The organism is Shewanella sp. ISS20 (genome assembly GCF_056522965.1).
In genome coordinates, this window is record NZ_JAWRZK010000001.1 from 2,102,571 (window position 1) to 2,121,293 (window position 18,723).

General features: G+C 45.0%; 15 protein-coding genes. 12 read left to right on the top strand and 3 right to left on the bottom strand.

The features are described 5' to 3' along the window. Nucleotides 1–136 precede the first annotated feature (136 nt). The 3 genes from AC1HDP_RS09780 to AC1HDP_RS09790 all read left to right on the top strand — a co-directional run bounded on the left by AC1HDP_RS09780 (nucleotide 137) and on the right by AC1HDP_RS09790 (nucleotide 5,708). Nucleotides 137–2,740, top strand: coding sequence for a TonB-dependent receptor (locus tag AC1HDP_RS09780; protein WP_479638606.1), 2,604 nt, complete (start codon nucleotides 137–139; stop codon nucleotides 2,738–2,740). Nucleotides 2,741–3,110: 370 nt separating this feature from the next. Beyond that, nucleotides 3,111–5,123 (top strand): EAL domain-containing protein, encoded by a 2,013-nt coding sequence (locus AC1HDP_RS09785; RefSeq protein WP_479638607.1) that lies wholly within the window; start codon nucleotides 3,111–3,113, stop codon nucleotides 5,121–5,123. Between the two features lie 114 nt (nucleotides 5,124–5,237). Continuing rightward, on the top strand, nucleotides 5,238–5,708 hold the full coding sequence (locus AC1HDP_RS09790) for a CreA family protein (protein WP_479638608.1): 471 nt from the start codon (nucleotides 5,238–5,240) through the stop codon (nucleotides 5,706–5,708). An 82-nt stretch (nucleotides 5,709–5,790) separates the two neighbouring features. Here AC1HDP_RS09790 and AC1HDP_RS09795 read toward each other — a convergent pair whose 3' ends face one another. Next, nucleotides 5,791–6,072, bottom strand: coding sequence for a DUF3081 family protein (locus AC1HDP_RS09795; protein ID WP_479638609.1), 282 nt, complete (start codon nucleotides 6,070–6,072; stop codon nucleotides 5,791–5,793). A gap of 187 nt (nucleotides 6,073–6,259) precedes the next feature. Between AC1HDP_RS09795 and AC1HDP_RS09800 the strand changes: the two genes are divergently transcribed. Continuing rightward, nucleotides 6,260–7,249 (top strand): sodium-dependent bicarbonate transport family permease, encoded by a 990-nt coding sequence (locus tag AC1HDP_RS09800; protein ID WP_479638610.1) that lies wholly within the window; start codon nucleotides 6,260–6,262, stop codon nucleotides 7,247–7,249. Here the strand turns inward: AC1HDP_RS09800 and glnE are convergent. Beyond that, nucleotides 7,235–10,099 (bottom strand): bifunctional [glutamate--ammonia ligase]-adenylyl-L-tyrosine phosphorylase/[glutamate--ammonia-ligase] adenylyltransferase, encoded by a 2,865-nt coding sequence (glnE, locus tag AC1HDP_RS09805; RefSeq protein WP_479638611.1) that lies wholly within the window; start codon nucleotides 10,097–10,099, stop codon nucleotides 7,235–7,237. The genes AC1HDP_RS09800 and glnE overlap by 15 nt on opposite strands. A gap of 217 nt (nucleotides 10,100–10,316) precedes the next feature. Between glnE and AC1HDP_RS09810 the strand changes: the two genes are divergently transcribed. The 8 genes from AC1HDP_RS09810 to AC1HDP_RS09845 all read left to right on the top strand — a co-directional run bounded on the left by AC1HDP_RS09810 (nucleotide 10,317) and on the right by AC1HDP_RS09845 (nucleotide 17,241). Continuing rightward, nucleotides 10,317–11,351, top strand: coding sequence for a hypothetical protein (locus AC1HDP_RS09810; protein ID WP_479638612.1), 1,035 nt, complete (start codon nucleotides 10,317–10,319; stop codon nucleotides 11,349–11,351). Nucleotides 11,352–11,362: 11 nt separating this feature from the next. Continuing rightward, nucleotides 11,363–12,262 (top strand): DUF350 domain-containing protein, encoded by a 900-nt coding sequence (locus tag AC1HDP_RS09815; RefSeq protein WP_479638613.1) that lies wholly within the window; start codon nucleotides 11,363–11,365, stop codon nucleotides 12,260–12,262. Between the two features lie 6 nt (nucleotides 12,263–12,268). Beyond that, nucleotides 12,269–13,987 (top strand): polyamine aminopropyltransferase, encoded by a 1,719-nt coding sequence (locus AC1HDP_RS09820; protein WP_479638614.1) that lies wholly within the window; start codon nucleotides 12,269–12,271, stop codon nucleotides 13,985–13,987. A gap of 89 nt (nucleotides 13,988–14,076) precedes the next feature. Then, nucleotides 14,077–14,490, top strand: coding sequence for a YjfI family protein (locus AC1HDP_RS09825; protein ID WP_479639870.1), 414 nt, complete (start codon nucleotides 14,077–14,079; stop codon nucleotides 14,488–14,490). Between the two features lie 10 nt (nucleotides 14,491–14,500). Beyond that, nucleotides 14,501–15,187 (top strand): PspA/IM30 family protein, encoded by a 687-nt coding sequence (locus AC1HDP_RS09830; RefSeq protein WP_479638615.1) that lies wholly within the window; start codon nucleotides 14,501–14,503, stop codon nucleotides 15,185–15,187. Between the two features lie 83 nt (nucleotides 15,188–15,270). Beyond that, nucleotides 15,271–15,948, top strand: a complete 678-nt coding sequence (locus AC1HDP_RS09835) for a hypothetical protein (protein WP_479638616.1) — start codon at nucleotides 15,271–15,273, stop codon at nucleotides 15,946–15,948. Beyond that, nucleotides 15,945–16,274, top strand: a complete 330-nt coding sequence (locus tag AC1HDP_RS09840) for a hypothetical protein (protein ID WP_479638617.1) — start codon at nucleotides 15,945–15,947, stop codon at nucleotides 16,272–16,274. The genes AC1HDP_RS09835 and AC1HDP_RS09840 overlap by 4 nt, the downstream gene beginning before the upstream one ends. 97 nt (nucleotides 16,275–16,371) lie before the next feature. Continuing rightward, nucleotides 16,372–17,241, top strand: a complete 870-nt coding sequence (locus AC1HDP_RS09845; protein ID WP_479638618.1) for a potassium channel family protein — start codon at nucleotides 16,372–16,374, stop codon at nucleotides 17,239–17,241. A gap of 207 nt (nucleotides 17,242–17,448) precedes the next feature. Here the strand turns inward: AC1HDP_RS09845 and AC1HDP_RS09850 are convergent, their stop codons facing one another. After that, nucleotides 17,449–18,588 (bottom strand): CYTH domain-containing protein, encoded by a 1,140-nt coding sequence (locus tag AC1HDP_RS09850; protein WP_479638619.1) that lies wholly within the window; start codon nucleotides 18,586–18,588, stop codon nucleotides 17,449–17,451. Nucleotides 18,589–18,723: the final 135 nt, after the last annotated feature.

Below are 18,723 nucleotides of genomic sequence, written 5' to 3' on the forward strand. Positions count from 1 at the left end.
ACTCGCTTAGCGCTAATAATATTCTTGACCTTCAATTTACGCTAAACTCCCTTGTCTTAAATGCCCCATGGCCATAACGTCATGTTCTCGAACAATTTTTACCAGAGCCTTATTTATCAAAACATTATTTAGTCACATGTTAGTACTAAGCCACGTCATCATTATCGCTATCAGCCTTTTAAGTTTAACCCACGCCCATGCAAGCGAGACTAGCGCCTATGATAATACCGCTATGATGGAAACCATTGAGGTGCGCGGTATTCGTGCGTCCCTTAATGCCTCTATGAATGCCAAACGCTATTCAAATGCCGCGCTCGATACCGTGACGGCAGAAGATCTTGGCAAGTTTCCCGACAGTGACGTGGCAGAATCATTGGCACGCATTCCTGGCGTTGCCGTCAATCGTCAATTTGGCCAAGGGCAACAAGTATCGATTCGCGGCGCATCAAATCAGCTCACTAGCACCTTACTTCATGGCCACTCAGTGGCATCGACGGGCTGGTTCGATCAACAAAGCACAGATAGAAGCTTTAACTACTCACTGCTGCCCCCTGAGCTGATTGGTGATATTGAAGTTTATAAATCAGCGCAAGCCGATATCAACGAAGGCGGTATTGGCGGTACGGTGATCATTAATAGCCTCAAGCCTCTAGATTTAGACAGCAACACGCTGTTTGTTAATCATAAACAAGACTATGGCAGCATTTCAGAACAAATAGACCCTGAATATTCCGGCCTCTATAGCTGGAAAAATGCCAATGAAACCTTTGGGGTGTTAATCGCAGCCACAGATGCGAGCAGCCATTATCAGCGCAATGGGATTGAATCGAATATTGGTTTTGGTGAAATAGTCCCCACCACATTTGAGCAAGAGCGTGAGCGCAGCGCTATTAATGCCACCCTGCAATATCGTCCGACAGATAACTTAGCCCTTGGCTTTAATATGCTGCAACTCGATATGCAAGCCAATAATGCCAACACCTCTGTGTTCCTGTTAACCAAAACCAAAGATAGCAATGGTAAAGAAGTAATAGATGCCAGCTGCGAGCAATACAATGCGGCCGGCACTTGTATCTTTTATCGTCGAGATGAAACGAATCACGCCCCAGGCATGCTGCAAACTTGGGTACGTGAAGCCAGCATGGATTCCAAGACTTATACCGCGGACCTAAGCTATCAAGCCGATAGCTTCAGCCTCAAGGGCTTAATTGGCCACACTCGCGCCAATGGTGGCACCAATACCACAGGCAACTATAGTGCCAACATAGGCCAAGGTAGTGATTATGCGGGTATTTATGACGCTACGGGCGACACCATAACTATAGATATTGCTAATAAACATTTTGGCGTAGGTGATATTCATGAGTCATTAGCGCCGGCCGCTTGGTCACTGCGCAAGCAGCCCAATTCCGATAACGAATCATTTGTGCAATTGGATGTGATTACCCCTGTTGATTACGGCCTGATTAGCGCCATTAAAACTGGCATTAGCTATTCTGACCACAATGTTAAGCAAGAATCCTTTGAGGGCATATTTGACCCAAGTGTCATGGCTAAACATCCATCGGCCTATTACGCTGGCACAGTGTCATCAGGGGGCGGATTTATACTGCCCAAACCTATGTTAGATGCCATGCTCAATGATGCCAAGGCCGCCATGTCAGGCTTTAATAGCACAGGGGCAGTTTATAAATCTGGCTATGGCACTATTAATGAAAATAACTTGGCTATGTATGTTATGGCTGACTTTTCAGGGGATAATTTTAGAGGCAATGTCGGCCTGCGCTATATATCTAGCCAACTCGCTTCTGATTATTATCCCTTAATGGCTGATGGCACTTATGCCAATACCTTAAGTACCGCGACTGCCAGTTATGATGATTTTTTACCTAGCATTAATCTGGCCTATGATATTAGCGATAATGTGATAGTTCGAGCCTCGGCCGCACAAGTCATAGCTAGACCGAATTATGATGACATGTTTGCCTCCGCAGCACTCTCTGGTTATAAAGGCGCAATATCAGATGCGCGCGTACTTGACCAAGGTAATATTGGCCTTAATCCATTTAAAGCCCACCAAGCCGATATTGGCGTGGAATGGTATTTTGCCGATGAAAGTTTAGTATCCGCGAACTATTTTATTAAAGACATACGCTCATTTATTACTACTGAGCAAATTCTTAATCAGAGTATAGGTATTATCGACCCGGTTACTGGCGAAGATAACTGGACGGTATCGACCAAAAAGAATGGCTCTGGCGGTAATATTCAAGGCATAGAATTACAGCTGCAAACATCATTTGATCATGGTTTTGGCTACGCAGCTAACTATACGTTTGCGCAATCTTATGCGCCCGCGCACTATTACCCCGACCAAGTTAGCGTATTTTCTGATTCTTCTAAACATACAGTGAATCTGGTTGGCTTTTATGAAAATCAGGATGTTAGTGCGCGCCTTGCCTATAACTGGCGCAGCGCTTATATGATCCGCGAACTTCCAGGATATTATGGTAACCGTGAGCATCAGGCTTATGGCACCCTTGATTTTAGTAGCCATATGCAAATCACAGATTATTTAGCACTGACGTTTGAAGTCACTAACCTATTGGCAGAAGATAGTATTCAAATAGGAATAGCGCCTAATCATGCAGAGATTAAACCTGAACTTAAGAATCACTATCCTGTATTTAGCGCCGAAGGTGAAGCTCATTATAAATTAGGCATAGCCATGCGTTTTTAAAAAGCCAGCATACAAAACTGTCTATTAGCACTCCATGGCTTAATCGTATTTTACTAGTTATTATCTGAATTCTGGCTGATGCTAGCAAGCGGCTGCAACATTTGTTCTGCTAATACCTCCTATTGAAAAACAGCAAAAAATCGCAAATGTAAACATTCATTACGCCCTATTAAATGGCGTCAATAAAAAAACAAATTGTAACATCATGGTTAACCCTAACCCCAGCCAAAACAAACCAAACACAAGGCGAGTCAGATTAATTAACAAGCGAAGGAGTTCCAACCAAACCGATATGATTATGGATGACAAACGAGCGAAAATGAAATATCTTACGCAGCCTTTTTGTTGTCGCACCCGCTAGGTTTAATTGATGTTTACACGCCATGTCTATGGGATATTTTCCAATTGGAGCAAAGATTCTAAGCTCTATTTAACGGATCTCGCAGCCATTGCTCTGTTGTTATTACCTCTCACCTTAGCAAGCTCACTGACTATTTTATTAGGTCACGGACTTAAGCTGCTACAACTTAATGAATTATCGGAATTATCTTTTTACACTTCAAATATCTTAATTGATATCTACCCGATAGCATTCTGTATTACCGCCAGTTATTACCTGTCGCAAAAAACTAAAGCGTCAAATGCACTCTTCATTATTTACGCGCTGGTACTATTTTATATATTATCGGTAAACAACCAGAGTTTAGCGTCCGATTGTACCTTACCTAACAATCCCTTGTTGGCGCTACTAAGTGCGTTTGTTACCTACATTTATTATTCGCATTTCCCAATCCGCTTACTAGACCCAAACGCCTTTGATTTTGGCTCACGGCTTGCTAAGCATATATTGCATATTTTTGGCTTTACCTTGATAGCTTTAGCACTCTCTGAGCTAGTGGTATTGACCAGTGCATTAATCACAGATGGCATCATAGCTGCAAAATTTGATCCTCTGACCTTTAGTGGTGGCATGCTCTACCAAAGCACCCTAGGTATGCTGGGAGCGGTTGGTATTAACGGTCATAATCTTTTATTTACGATAAAGCAGCAAATCTATGCTGATACGCTCACCAATATTGATGCCTGGCAGGCGGGGGAAGCCTCACTTAATATCATTAACCAAGGCTTCTATGATGCGTTTTTGTCTATGGGTGGTTCAGGCAACAGCATCAGCCTATTGTTATGCATATTATGCTTTAGCCGCGTAAACAATCATCGCATGCTTGCCATTATCGCTATACCTATGGTGATGTTTAATATCAATGAAGTACTATTATTTGGCCTACCCATATTATTTAACCCGATAATGATCATCCCTTTTATTCTGGTGCCATTAGTGAGTTTCATGCTTGTCTATGCCAGTATATATTTCGGTCTAGTTACCCCCGTTACTAGCATAGTTAATTGGATGACTCCGCCATTTATTAGTGGTTATCTGGCCATGGGTGAGTGTTGGGATGGCGTGATATTACAAGCTGTGATTATTAGCTTAGGCATATTCATCTATCGACCATTTTACTTAGCTTATGCTGGCAAGTATATTGTGACGTGTAATAACACCGACACTAATTTTGCCGCCGAAAGCACTATGTTCGCCCACATATTAAAGAAGGTGAGAAAGTCCACCGCCTTTAATATTAAAAGTTCAAGTGCGCACCAGCGCATGAGCAAGATTTTAAATCAAGGCGAGTTAGTTGTTTTTTATCAAAAGATACAAGATGTAGCTCATCAAGAACAATACAATTATGAAGCTTTAATTCGCTATATTGATGATGATGGTAAGCTGTGCCCGCCCACTTTTATTAGTGATTTCCAGTTACTCGATGCTATGCCAATTCTCGATAAGCTCGTAATTGAATTAGTATTGCGCGACATGCAAACCATGTATTTACCAGAAGGTAGCCGGGTTTCTATCAATATTTCGGTGGCATCCATAAGCCAAGCTGATTTTATTGATACCTTTATGGCACTATTACAAAAATACGCCATTGCCCCGACAACAGTTGAAATAGAAATCACCGAAGAAGCCATGCTCAGCAATAAACTGTATCTCAATCAAGTGATGACAGATATTCAAGCGCAAGGCATTACCATTGCCATGGACGATTTTGGCTCGGGTTACGCCTCATTCCCGCACTTACTTAAATACCCGTTTGATAAAGTAAAAATCGATAGATCTTTACTACTTGATGCCAGCAGTCGCAAGGGCGAGGAAGTCTATCGATTAGTGGCGCAGTTAGGCCAAGTCGCTCATTGTAAAATTGTGGCTGAAGGCATTGAAACTCAAGAGCAATTTGATTTTATTAAGACCTGTGGCGTCGATTTAGTGCAAGGCTATTATTTTGCCAAACCTATGCCGTTAGAGCGTTTAAGTCGCAGTTAACTTAAGTGACGACTGGCTAAAATAAGGCGCAATTCAATCGCTTGCCATTAAAGCGCAAAAATCAAGCGGACTCTCATGGTAGACTAATCCAAAACCTTACATTGGATGCTAACCATGAATAAACGTTTTATCGCTGCCGGATTATCTTTGTTATTAGTGGCCTGCTCAGATAATGAAGTGGGGGACGTGTCTTTGGGCATGTTTACTTTAAAAGACATTAAACTCAATTCGCTCATTGACCCAGAAGTGCCAGGGGTGACTTGTCATATCGCCTCAATCGAAGCAAATTTTAGTTTGGCTGACCCAAGTGATAGCTCAATCTCATGTCGGCAAACCGGTGAAATTACTCAAGCTATGATCAATGCCATAGATAAGAGTAAATCGGGCGCTGTGGTGTTTTCTCAGTCCAAAAGTATCTTTTTTAAATCGATGAAAATCAGACGTATTTTTGATGCTGAGCATCAATCACTGCTGTATTTATCTTATTCCACCAAAGAAACTTCAGGTAGCTTTAAACACAGCTTATCGACTGTGCCATTATGGGGCACGGCAGCCTATATTCAGCCTCAAGTTCAACCGCGCTAACGCCTTGAAGCTTATTATTTCATTAAACATAACGCCGCCACTGGACGTTATGTTTATGAGCCTCGCTTTCAACCAATAAGAGTTACTCCAGCGACTGTTTATCTAGCTCATGCAGCCTTGCCATAAAGCCTTCTAACGCAGTGACATCAGGATATTCCAGTTCATATTTATGATGGAAAAATAACGTGAGTTTAGCCCGGCCATCAGTGAGCTTAATGGTGTAGCCGTCAATATCAGTTTCTAAGGTGATGGTTCCTAAGCGATATTCAAGGGTGGGATCATCTGAGTTACTAATGAGAGTGCCTTGATCGCGAATTTTACCAGCCAGTGTTAATGCCCAGCGTATATCTAGTTCATTGTGCATACGTCATCCTTGTGTCGACTATTTGTACTTATATTAACTATTTTTTACGCAAACAAATGCCAACCAAGATCACAGCGCTGAACTTTTGTTAATCGAGTTATTACCTATTTAGTTGTAGTTTGTTAATTTTTTATTTTTATTCATGGCTTTGTTAGGCAAAATAGGCGCAATTTAGCAAGGAGCTGTCATGCCAGATATAGTTATCGCATTTTTCGCGTTAGGTTTGCTCGCTGGTTGGATTAAGTCCGATCTCAAAGTGCCTCAGTCCATTTACGAGACCTTATCGATTCTATTGATGCTGACCTTAGGCGTGAAAGGTGGCATGGCGCTGCATGGCCATAGCGATAGCCTCAATCTAGGGGCACTGGCCTTGATTGCCAGTCTTGGGGTGCTAACACCGCTTGCCTTATATCCACTGCTCACTCAAGTTATCAAGCTAAAACAGGCCGATGCCATCAGTATTGCCGCTCATTATGGCTCGGTTAGTGCGGGAACCTTTGCCGTCGTAATCGCTATGGCCGATCACCTAGGTTGGCAATTGGCGCCTGAAACCACGCTTTATCTCGTGCTATTAGAATTGCCTGCGATCATTATCATGCTGTGGCTGCACCGATGGCTATTGGCCAGAGCAGCCAATGATCGCAAGCAAGGGGATAGCAAACAATATAAAGACACAGCGCAGATCAGCAATGGCAGCATTTGGCATGAGGCGCTCACCAGTCGCGGCGTAGTGTTATTGCTCGGGGGCGTTATCATAGGCTGGGCTTATGGGCCGCAAGGGTTAGCGGATATTACCCCTGTTTTACTGGGCGGCTTTAAAACCTTATTAGCTTTGTTCTTATTGGAAATGGGATTATCGACCGCCAAAGTATGCCGCCCCTTACCTTGGCAGCACTGGCGCCTGATGCTGTTTGCGGCGATCGCGCCCTTTGTGCTCTCTTGGCTCGGTATTGGCGTAGGCCTGTTATTAGGCTTACCCGCGGGCAGCATTCTGGTATTGGCCGCCCTTAGCGCTAGCGGCTCTTATATTGCGGCGCCAGCAGCCATCAAGGCTGCGATCCCAGAGGCCAATATTGGCTTAGCCATGTTAGCCGCCCTTGGGATCACTTTTCCTATCAATGTGCTGATTGGTTTACCCTTGTATCACAGTTGGATCCAAGCCTTAATCCATGGCTGAGTTAGCTACGATCAACTGATAAATAGTCGCAATATGCTCGGCGTGGTCAGCTATCTCTATGATAGGTAATTGAGTTGGTAAGCCAAGCAAGGTAAGCCTATGACTCTCATCGCGCAGCAAACAATAGGCCGAGGTTAATTGCTCGGCGGTGGCTTGCGGCAATAACGACAGCTGAGCCAACAATTCAAATATTCTGACGTTATCAGGCCAAGTGGCTAATTCTGGATATTGATAGCCATGCAGTAGTACTAGATATTGCGCGATAAACTCGATATCGGTAATGCCGCCCACGCCTTGCTTTAAATCAAACTCACCGCTTACAGCATGCAATAAATGCTGACGCATTTTAAGGCGCATTTGGTGAACATCTTTTGCCAAGCCAAGCGGCTCCCGCGGTTTAGCTATCACTTGCGCGCGAATGCTATCAAAGCGTTGCCGCAAACTGGCATCGCCAAAGATACAGCGAGTACGCACTAACGCTTGATGCTCCCAAGTCCAAGCTTCTTGGCATTGATACTCACCAAAGCGCTCAATCTCGCTCACCATAAGCCCTGACGCGCCAGAAGGGCGAAGGCGCATATCGACCTCATACAGCTCACCAGAATTGGTGCGAGTCGAGAACAAATGCAAAATACGCTGCGCCAATTTTAAATAAAAATGACCGCATTCAATGGCCTTGTCACCTGTGGTCATGACTTGCAAATCAGCGTTATGTAAAAACACTAGATCCAAATCTGATCCATAACCAAGCTCAAGCCCACCAAGTTTGCCATAAGCTATGACCGCAAAGCCCATATCGTCATCACTAAGCCCAGGCGGCTTACCATAACGTAACGTCATTTGCTGCCACGCTTGGCGCGCGACTTGGGCAACTATGGCTTCGGCCAAATAGGTAAGATGATCGCTCACCTTCATCACAGGCAAGACACCAGTGACATCCGCCGCCGCAATCTTTAGTTGCTGCGCCAGCTTAAACTGACGCAAGTATTCCATTTGCTGCTCCATATCATCATCGGCCACTCGTAACAGACTTTGATGCAGCAAGGCGCCATATTCAGTTAATGGGCAAATATCATAAAGATGACTGGGTTCAATTAATTCATCCAGCAACATAGGAAAGCGCGATAATTGCTTGGCAATCCAAGGACTCGCGCTGCACAAGGTCACAAGTTGTGAGCGTGCGCCTGGGTTTTCACACAAAAGCTCTAAATAAGTCGTGCGAGTTAATATGCTATCAAGCACCTTACTCATGCTTTTAAACACAGTGGCTGGGCTTGATATCTGTAGCACTTCATCCAAAAGCTTAGGCATTAATTTATCTAAGGTTTCTTGCCCTCTTGGCCCCATAGATTTTTGCATAGCTTGCTGGCGCCAAGCCGTTAAGCCCACTAAAAACTCATCATCAATTTGGCCGTGTTGATGCAGCATTTCTTGCACTACGGCTATGTCTTGCTCAAGCCATAAGGCGCAGGTCCAATGCACAGTATCATCAGAGCCTTCACCGCCCACAGTGTCACGAAAATGCTGATGAATTTTATTCATAGCGGCTTCTAAATGGGTGCGAAAATCCATCACGTTGACGTGATTTAATACCCAGCACAAACGCTGCCAGTCTAGGGTGTTAGTGGGCAAAGTTTGGGTTTGCTCATCATTAAAGGCTTGTAGGATGTTTTCTATCCGCCGCAGCATAATGTAGCTAGTTTTTAGCTCATCATAATTGCCAAAACTTAATTGATCGCATTGATATAACGCAGCTAATGCGGCAAATATACTTTGCTGACGCAAACTTGGCTCGCGCCCGCCGCGGATTAATTGCAGGCTTTGCACCACAAACTCCACTTCACGAATGCCGCCGGCCCCAAGCTTAATATTATCGGTAAGCTGGCGCCGCCTTACTTCCCGCGCAATCATGGCTTTCATTTTACGCAGCGCATCTATGGCAGAAAAATCAATGTAGCGGCGATAAACAAAGGGGCGCAGCAACTGATGGAGCTCATCACTATGACGACTCCAAGGCCCTAACGCGCGGGCTTTGACCATGGCATAACGCTCCCAATCGCGCCCCTGCTCCTGATAATAATCTTCAAGGGCGCTATAACTCACCACCAGCGGGCCGCTATCACCATAAGGGCGCAGGCGCATATCCACCCGATAGACAAAGCCATCCATAGTAGTGTCATGGAGTAAATCAACTAAGCGCTGCCCCATGCGAATAAAAAACTGCTGATTATCTAAGGCGCGCCGGCCACCTCGGGTTTCGCCGTGTTCAGGAAAGGTAAAAATCAAATCAATATCAGATGAGAAATTAAGCTCGCGCCCGCCAAGTTTACCCATGCCTAAAATCATTAACGGCTGCACTTTGCCATTGCTATCCATAGGCGTGCCATATTGCTGGCATAACTGGGAAAACAACCAATCGCGGCCAGCAATAATCAAGGATTCAGCCAGCACACTTAAATCTAACAGCTGCTCATCAATAGTGAGCTCGCCGCAAAAATCTAACCAAGCAAGGCGCACCATTTGCCGATTGCGATATTGACGCAAGACTCTTTTGGCACTGGCATCATCATGGGCATCGCCCATTAACAAGGCTATTTGCTCGGCATAGCATTGGCGCGCCATGGCGCCAAGCCCACCTTGATGCAGCCACAATAGCCACTCTGGGTGGCGCTGAATTTGGGTATCAATAAAATCACTGAGCGCCAACATCACTCGGGTTTGCGCTTGGGCTTGAGTATCAAGCTGCGCCACTATGTCTGGTTGCTGTCGCTGTAACTGTTGCCATCTATCGTCAGCGAGTTGAGATAAGGCTTGGGGCAGAGAATCGATGCTAAAATTTCGGTCAGCCATAATAATCCCTGTTATGGTGTAATAACTTAGCTGTAGACGCTGAATAAAAGTGGCGCTTGGCAGCAACAAATAAAGTTATGGTACTTATATTTTATGCACTTGTATTTATGCTGCTTAGATTTAATGCCAACTTTTGCGGCCGAGGCCTAAATCCAGGGCGCAAATCCCGACTAAAGTTACTCTAGATGTGATAGGCAAACCATGAGGCGAACATTCTATGTTGACTAGGTTTTACCAGCACAATTTACCGCCTAAGCCATTGTTTTATGAATTGGTTGCTGGATGGTTTAATGCATTGTTTGCTGACTCATTTGAGCTAAGGCTGAGCTTGTTAGCGCGCTTGCCATTACTCACCGCGGCACTCTTGCTGCTACAAGCGTGCTCAGATAATCAAGCTGCACAAATCGCTAAATATGAGCAACTGGCAAGCGAGCAAGTCACTGAATTAGGCCGACTGCTTGATAGCAATCAAGTGCGAAATGCCGGGATTTTGAGCCAATACGCCCAGCTTTTAGCGCAAAAAGACCCGCAATATCAACCCTTACTGCAACAGCTAAGCTTAGATGCCACTACCCAAGGCGCATCATATCAAGCGTTAATGCGTCGTCTTAGCGCCGCAAAATCAGCCACTAATTTTGTGGCGCCAGAAGATCAATTACAGGAACTTAAAAACATCTACGAAGCGGCCAACCCAGCCATCTTTAACGACTTATTATCAGACCCTATCAATGTGATTGCCGATTTATCTCAAGGCCAATTGCCACGGGTGAATGCCATGAGTAAAGAAGCTGAAATGCTCGCCAACCAAGCCGATGACTTTGGCCCTGGTAGCCAACTTGTGGGTAATCCCAGTTATGGCGAATGGCAAACCGCCAGTAATGGCAGCTCTTTTTGGGCCTGGTATGGCATGTATGCCATGCTATCGAATGTTATTCGCCCTATCAGTTATGATTCTTGGTCTGGGCGGCGCGGGTATAGTTATTACAACGACGTTGGCCGCTATCGCTATTCATCCCCTGAACAAATTCGCCGCCAAGATAATTTTAGCGCCCAAAGACAAAAGCAATTTTCATCACAAGGAAAACCTTTTGTTAGCCCTTACGCCAAAAATCGCAGCGGCTCGGCATCTTTATCTACCGCCAGTCGCCAAGCCCCAAGCAGTCCTGCGCAATTTCGCTCTAACTACAGTAAAAGCAGCAGTATGCGCACTTCAAGCTCGCGCACCAAGCTCAGCCTGAGACGAGGAAAATAATGGAAAGCATAATGAATTTTTTAAATGAATACGGCCTAAGCCAAGACTTACTGATTTTCTTGGGCATAGATTTAGCCATAGCTATCTTGCTGTTGGTGTTCATGCGTTATCTGTCGGGCTGGAGCATAGATGTTAACAGTACCTCTGAGCTTGCGGTGCGCGATAACTTTGCCTTTGGTATTAGTACGGCGGGCTCAATCACAGCCATGGGGATAGTGCTCACAGGGGCTATTACTGGCGCAGCAGGCTCATCTTACTTAGTTGAAGTCATAGGCATGACAGCCTACGGCTTGACTGGCTTATTACTCATACGCACAGGGCGCTATATCCATGACAAATTTGCGCTCACTGAAGTGGATAAAAACGCTGAAATTCGAGCAGGCAATGTGTCAGTCGCGTTAGTGGATGCCAGCGCCACTATTGCTACCGCGTTAATTATTCGCTCAGTGCTGTTGTGGGCCGAAGGACTCACCCTTGATACTTTAATCGCCGTTATCAGCGTATTTGTGATCGCGCAGTTTTTATTTGTGCTGTTAACACGCATCCGCGAATATCGCTATCGGCGCGGTAACCAAGGCGATTCAATGCAAGAAGCATTAGCGCAAGACAGCTTAGCCCTCGCCATTCGCCACAGCGGCTATTTAATCTCTCTGGGCTTAACCTTTAAAGCGGCCAGCTATTTTCTGCTTTATGATCCCAAAGCCTATGCCATGAATATTTTTGGCTGGCTGGCGTTCTCCATCATAATGCTAGTCATACTTAACCTCTTACTCTGGCTCGTAAAACGCTTAGTACTTGCCAATATTAATACTGATACTGAGGTTGAGCAGCAACATAACGTCGGCATAGCCACAGTTGAAATGGCAGTTAGCATAGTGGTTGCTTTACTGCTTACGTCTCTGATGAGTTAACCATTAATGAGCCGCGCGCAGCCTCGTCCCGCTAAGCTGGCCGTGATTGATGATGCCATTTTATTGCTGATCATGGCGGCATTAGCTGGTTGCGGCTTAATTTACGAGTATTTACTGTCTCATTACGCGGGCCGCATTCTAGGCGCGATGGAAGCGGCCATCTATACCATGATTGGCCTGATGATAGTGTTCATGGGCTTAGGCGCCTTAGCCGCGCGCACCATTCACGACCCTTTTAGCCGCTTTGCCCAATTAGAGCTCGGGCTTGCCTTCATTGGCGCCTCTGCGGTAATTATGATTGCCGCCGTTATTGGCTTTACTCAGTACTTACCTATCTATTTAGCCAATATCTTATTGCTGCCAAGTGACATGCTGCCACTTGGCTCCCCCATTGCCCAATTGCAAGCCCTTAGCAGTTATCTGCCGTATGTGTTTGGCGCAGTGTTAGGTTTTATGATTGGTATGGAAATTCCACTCATAGCTAGGGTGCGCCAATCTTTGAGCGAGCAGCATTTGCTCCACAATGCTGGCACTATTTATGGCGCGGATTACATTGGCGCCGGTATAGGCGCCGCCATTTGGGTCAGCCTAATGCTGTCGATGGAAATTCAGCGCGCCGCCGCTTTAACCGCTTGCATCAATCTAGCGGCAGGTCTCTTATTCTTAATTCGCTATTGGCAGCAAATTCACCGCCCTAAGTTACTGCTGTTTGGCCATGGCATGATTGCCATACTAGTGGTCATGCTATTTAGGCTTGGCCCTGGATGGCAGCAAGATTTTAATAACCTAATTTATCGCGACCAAGTAGTGTTTAATCAAGCGAGCCGCTTTGCTCAGCACACCATTACTGAGCGCCTGCGCGGCGGCGGTTTAGCGCCGGTATATAGCTTGTATCTTAATGGCCGGCTGCAATTTTCTGGCGATGATGAGCATATTTATCACAGCTTTTTAGTGGAACCTGCCATGCATGCCAGCGCGCGCCAGCAGCAAGTATTAATTATTGGCGGCGGTGATGGCCTAGCGCTTAGGGATGTTCTTAAATGGCAACCCACACAAGTCACCTTAATAGATTTAGACCAGCAGTTAGTGCAGCTGTTTAAGCAACCCAAGCAGATTAACGATTTACCGCCGCGGGTAGCGAATGCCATCAGCGCCCTCAATCAAGATGCTTTTAACGACCCTAGGCTTGAGCTTGTTTTTGATGATGCCTTTAATGGCGTTGATAATCTTCTAGCAGAGCAGCGCCACTTTGATGTGATTATTGTTGATTTACCCGATCCTAATCATCCCGACCTTAACAAGCTCTACAGCGATGTGTTTTATCGAAAATTGGCGCAACTTCTTAATGCCGATGGCGCCATGACAGTGCAATCCACGTCGCCATTTCATGCCCGTAAAGCCTTTATCGCCATAGGAAAAACCTTAGCCGCGGCGGGATTTAAGGTAGATCAATATCAATACAATGTGCCAAGTTTTGGACAATGGGGCTGGAGCCTTGCCACCTTAAGTGGTGTTAGTGGCCGCGAGCGTCTTAAGGCATTAAAAGTGCTCAATCATGCCCAGACGTGGTTTTCACTTGAACTTATGCAAGCAAGTTTTGCCGCACCAAGCAATCTATATTTAGATAGCGAGCAGATAAAAATCAATACCTTAGATTCGATGATGCTCTATCAATATCACCAAGAAGCCTGGAGTGAAGAAACTCGAGGTTTAGGATTATTTTAACGCAACCGATTAAATAACGAACACCACCTTGACATAATATGTCGAGGTGATATCTTTTTTAGAGACATATCATGTCAACGAGGACAGTAATGAATCTGCATGCCATAGCGAATAAACTGAACGCCTTGCCTGCCGAGCAAGCACTCTCAATGCAATTTGATTGTTACCCCATAGCGGGTGACGTTGAAGTGTTACAGGTCAATATTTTAGGCCGCGAAGAACTGCCTATTTTCCTGTCGGTCACTGACAATCAAATCTTGTGTATCACCTACCTGTGGGGCAAAGACGAAGTCATTGCCGATAAGCAGTTTGAAATGATGTCGGCCATGTTAGAACTCAACATACCTATGCCATTGTCAGCGTTTGCCAGCATAGACAACAAATATGTGCTGTATGGCGCCTTGTCGACTCAGGCCGATATCCAGCAAATAGCACAAGAACTCACAGTACTCTCTGACAATTGTCTAGAAGTCATAGACGAAATGGCAGACTACCTCATTTAAGGAGACGCTCATGGGCATTCTCAACAAAATTCTGACCGCGTTTCGTGGCGGCGCCACTGAAGTCGGCCAATCCATAGTCGATGCCAATTCCACTCGGATTTTTGAGCAAGAAATTCGCGATGCTGAGCGTCATCTCAATAAAGCCAAGCGCGACTTAACTGAAGTTATGGCTAAAGAAATGCAGGCTGGCCGAGAAATTGACAGCTTAAAGCGCAGCATAGCTGAGCATGAAGGCTATGCCACCCAAGCGTTAGCGCAAAATAATGAGGGATTGGCCTTAGAAGTCGCCGCTAAAATTGCCGAGCTAGAACAAGCACTTGGCGAGCGGCAAGGCGCGAACGACAGTTTTAGCGCGAACGCCACCCGCCTTAAAAATTTAGTAACACAAACTGAAAGGCAACTCGCTGATTATCAAAGACAATTGTCCATGGTAAAAACCACCGACAGTGTGCAAAAGGCAACGGCGTCTATCTCTAGCTCATTTGCCGATAGCAATTCTAAGCTGATGAATGCCAAAGAATCACTCGAGCGTATTAAAGCCCGCCAGCAAGCTTTTGATGACAAGCTGAAAGCCGCAGAAACCTTAGAAGCTGATAATAGCGATAACTCACTGCAAGCTAAACTTCAAGCCGCAGGTATAGGCGAAACTAAGCAGTCAGCGCAATCAGTACTCGATAGGCTCAAAGCTAAGAGTTAACTTAATTGAACGCCGAACTTTTATGAGTTCGGCGTCAGTTAAACTCTAGTGTTAACCGCTTTTGAGTCATCTTTGGAGTCACTATGGGATTTTTCAGCAAATGGTTTGGCGCAGATAAATCTAGCAATAGCTCTGATAGTTCTAATCATCCTGTAAACACCGCTGCCATTGAGCGCCTCGATCAACTAAACCGCCAAGATATGATCACCTTAGATAACGGCTTTGGTTTACCGCCCATGGTGCGCGGCCAAACGTTAATGCTAGAACATGTCTATTGCGATGAATATCAATACCGCTTAGAGGCGGTATATTGGTTTAAAACCAAGCAAGATCAAACCCTAAGACTAGTAGAGCACAAGGATAAACTGCTATTGTACTTACCATTAACGCGCGCCCAAGTTGAACAACTATTTAATCTGGATGAATTTAGTTATCTGTTTGATATAGATAGCCATACAGCACTGACCCCGTTAACCACTGCATTTGCCAGCGATTTAAGTGCTTGGCTTGGACAGCAATACCATCGAGTACGCTTTGCCGAATTTGGTTATCGCCATCAGCAGGATTATCGGCAGCGAACACCACCGCAATCGGATGATCGCCAAGGTGGCCAAGCCTTTGAAAGTTATTATCTTGAAACCAATGACGAGCAGCACGCATTATTGGCACAAGTAATGACATCGGGAGACACTGATGTATATCTAGCAATGGCGCGCCCCATGACAGATATCCATGAATTTTGGCCAAGAGGTAATCCATGAGCCGAGACAAAAATGCCCTGCCGCCAAGCTGGCAACAGAACCAACAAGCCGCGCGGGCATCGCAAATTGCTTTTGATTTAGATGAGCAATTTCAATACGCCATTCGTAAAGCTGCGTTAGAGGCAGGAGTGAGTCCATCGGATCAAATTCGCTCAATTTTAGGGCTGGCGGGCCCTAAACGCCCTAAAAGACCGAGACTGACTGTCTCTCTTAGCGCCAACGATTATCAGGCCTTAGCCTTAAAGTACGGCATTGACGATCAACTCGAAATAAAAAAAAGAGTGCTCGATGATTTAATTGACTATGTTCATCTAGCCGCAGAATAAATGCAGAGCTTGCTTAAATAAATGCACCTTTTGATCAAGAGTTACTACTCACTAAGCCTAAAGAATAAGAATTAAAATAAGAGTCATAGGAATAGCCATGTCCAATACGCCAAATAGCGGCGGCACTGCAGAAAATCGTCCCAGTAAAATACGCGCCATAGTCACGCCAACCCCGTTTGAGTTAGCCATGATGGTGATGTCACTGGTATCAGTATTGCTAGTGCTGAGCCTCACCTTTGCCAATCTTGCGCCGCAAACCCATCAATTACTGTTAATGATAGATACCGGCATCTGCTTTATTTTCTTAGCTAACTTTTTTTACGGCTTATTTCGCGCCCGCGATAAAGTGTTTTATGTTAAGCATCATTGGATAGATTTCGTAGCGAGTATCCCCACCATAGAAGCCTTAAGGATGATGCGCTTATTTCAAGTGCTACGGGTTATCCGACTCATTCGCACTACGCGCCATATTCTTATTCCACTGTTAAAACAAAGAAAACAAACTACGCTCGTCAGCCTAATGTTTGCCATGTTTACCATCTTGGCCTTGTCATCATTAATGATTTTATTAATGGAAAGTGGTGAGCCTGGCGCCAATATAACTACCGCGCAAGAAGCCTTATGGTGGTCATTAGTGACGGTCTCAACCGTAGGGTATGGCGATTTTTATCCCGTAACTACCGCAGGCCATGTTATCGGCGCCATAGTTATTATTTGCGGGGTCAGTTTTTTCGGGGTGATTTCAGGCTATATGGCATCTGTATTTGTTAATTCTAATGACAGTGAAAACGATGAACACCAAGCGCAAATGCGCCAAGAGTTATACGCCACTATTGCAAGGTTAGAGCAGAACCAACACCAATTAATGGCGCAAATGACAGCGCTTAACGAAAAGTTAGCGGCAAATGACAATAATCAAAATAACGCGGCAAATGCACAAGATACAAAAGATAATATGCCGCAGTAGTGTAGCGCGATGATAAAAATTTGATGATGAAACTTATTCCCCACAGCGCAAACATACCGCGCTGCGGGCAAATAATCGCCAAGGGGTAAGTGACTCACTCATTACCCAGATTAAGCATAATTAGGTTCATTAAGCCTTAAACTCTTAAACTCTTAAACCTTGGCATTATTTTTTATGAGTTAACTTGCTCTTGCAGATTAGCCTTCACTATTTGCCGCTACCTGCCAATAGCAAACCTAATAAATTAAGCTGCAATTGCCCCATCACAAGATTGTGCTGTAACTGCTTAAGTTGCTCTAGCCAATTAAATTGCAGCAACTCTTGAGTCTGCTCTGGCGTTTGTTCTGAGGTAATTTGCGGCCAAGCGTTTGGCGCTTCTGAAGCGTTAGCAAGCGTATTAAGTAATTCAATCACTTGAGATAAACAATCTTTAACCTTAGTAAACTCCAAGTTAACTGCAGCAAGTTTTGCCGGCTCAATCTTGGGTGAAATTGTGACCACAGCCCCTTGCAATAATTCCAGCACGCTAATTAACTGACTCCAAGCGTCAATAATGGCGCTTAAATTTACGTCGTTCATTAACGGCGTTAACACAGTTAAATTTTCAAGTAATAATGGCCAAGCATCCAGCCCATATTCAAGTACTGCGATGGCACCACTCCCTTGAGATAACTCACTAATATCCGCAATGGCTTTAAGTTTAGGCAGAGCGCCAAGACCTGCGATACGGTAACCGCGCTGCGCCTTACTCGCTCGGGCAATCGCCACCGGAACCTTGGCCGCTAAGTCTTGAGCTAACGTTAATAGCGCCGCGGGCTTACCGCTTAATAATTCAAACTCAAGTTCACAAATGGGCTCACTAACATGACTCACTGCAGCCTCGCCCTTAGCGTTATCTGAGCTAATACTGCCTAAATCTAATGCTACTTCAACTAAGCTCTCGCCCAGCGGAATATGCCAACAGCGCCGCTCAAAATCCGTATTAAACAAGCAATATAATTGCGTCTGTAAGCTTGCAGCAGACTCAGAGGATGGCCATATGTGGGGCGGAAATAACGCTAATTCAGGAAAGTGACCACTAATATCAACATTATATTCTGGGCGACTATGAATACCGCCCACTACCTTGCCTGAGGTTTTAATGGTTTGTTCCTTTACGTTTATGCCGCTGCGAATTCTAAGCCCCATGTCGAGCGCGCGTAAATCCAACTGCGGCGTATCAAAATAAGCATTAGCTAAATATATCGGCTCTTGGCTAATTGCAGCCTCTAAGCGACTAAAGTGAGTTATAATATCGCTTCGAACTTGTGGTGGGAAAAATAGCTTTAATTCAATTTCTGCAGGCATAGGTTCGTCTTAATGTAATAAGATATTCATAAAATATTCACCTTATGAATATATTGTAATATTGTTGTCACAAAGCGACCTTAGGATGCGTCCCAAGAGTGCTTTAGAGCTCGAAAACGGTAAAACTGTGTTCAA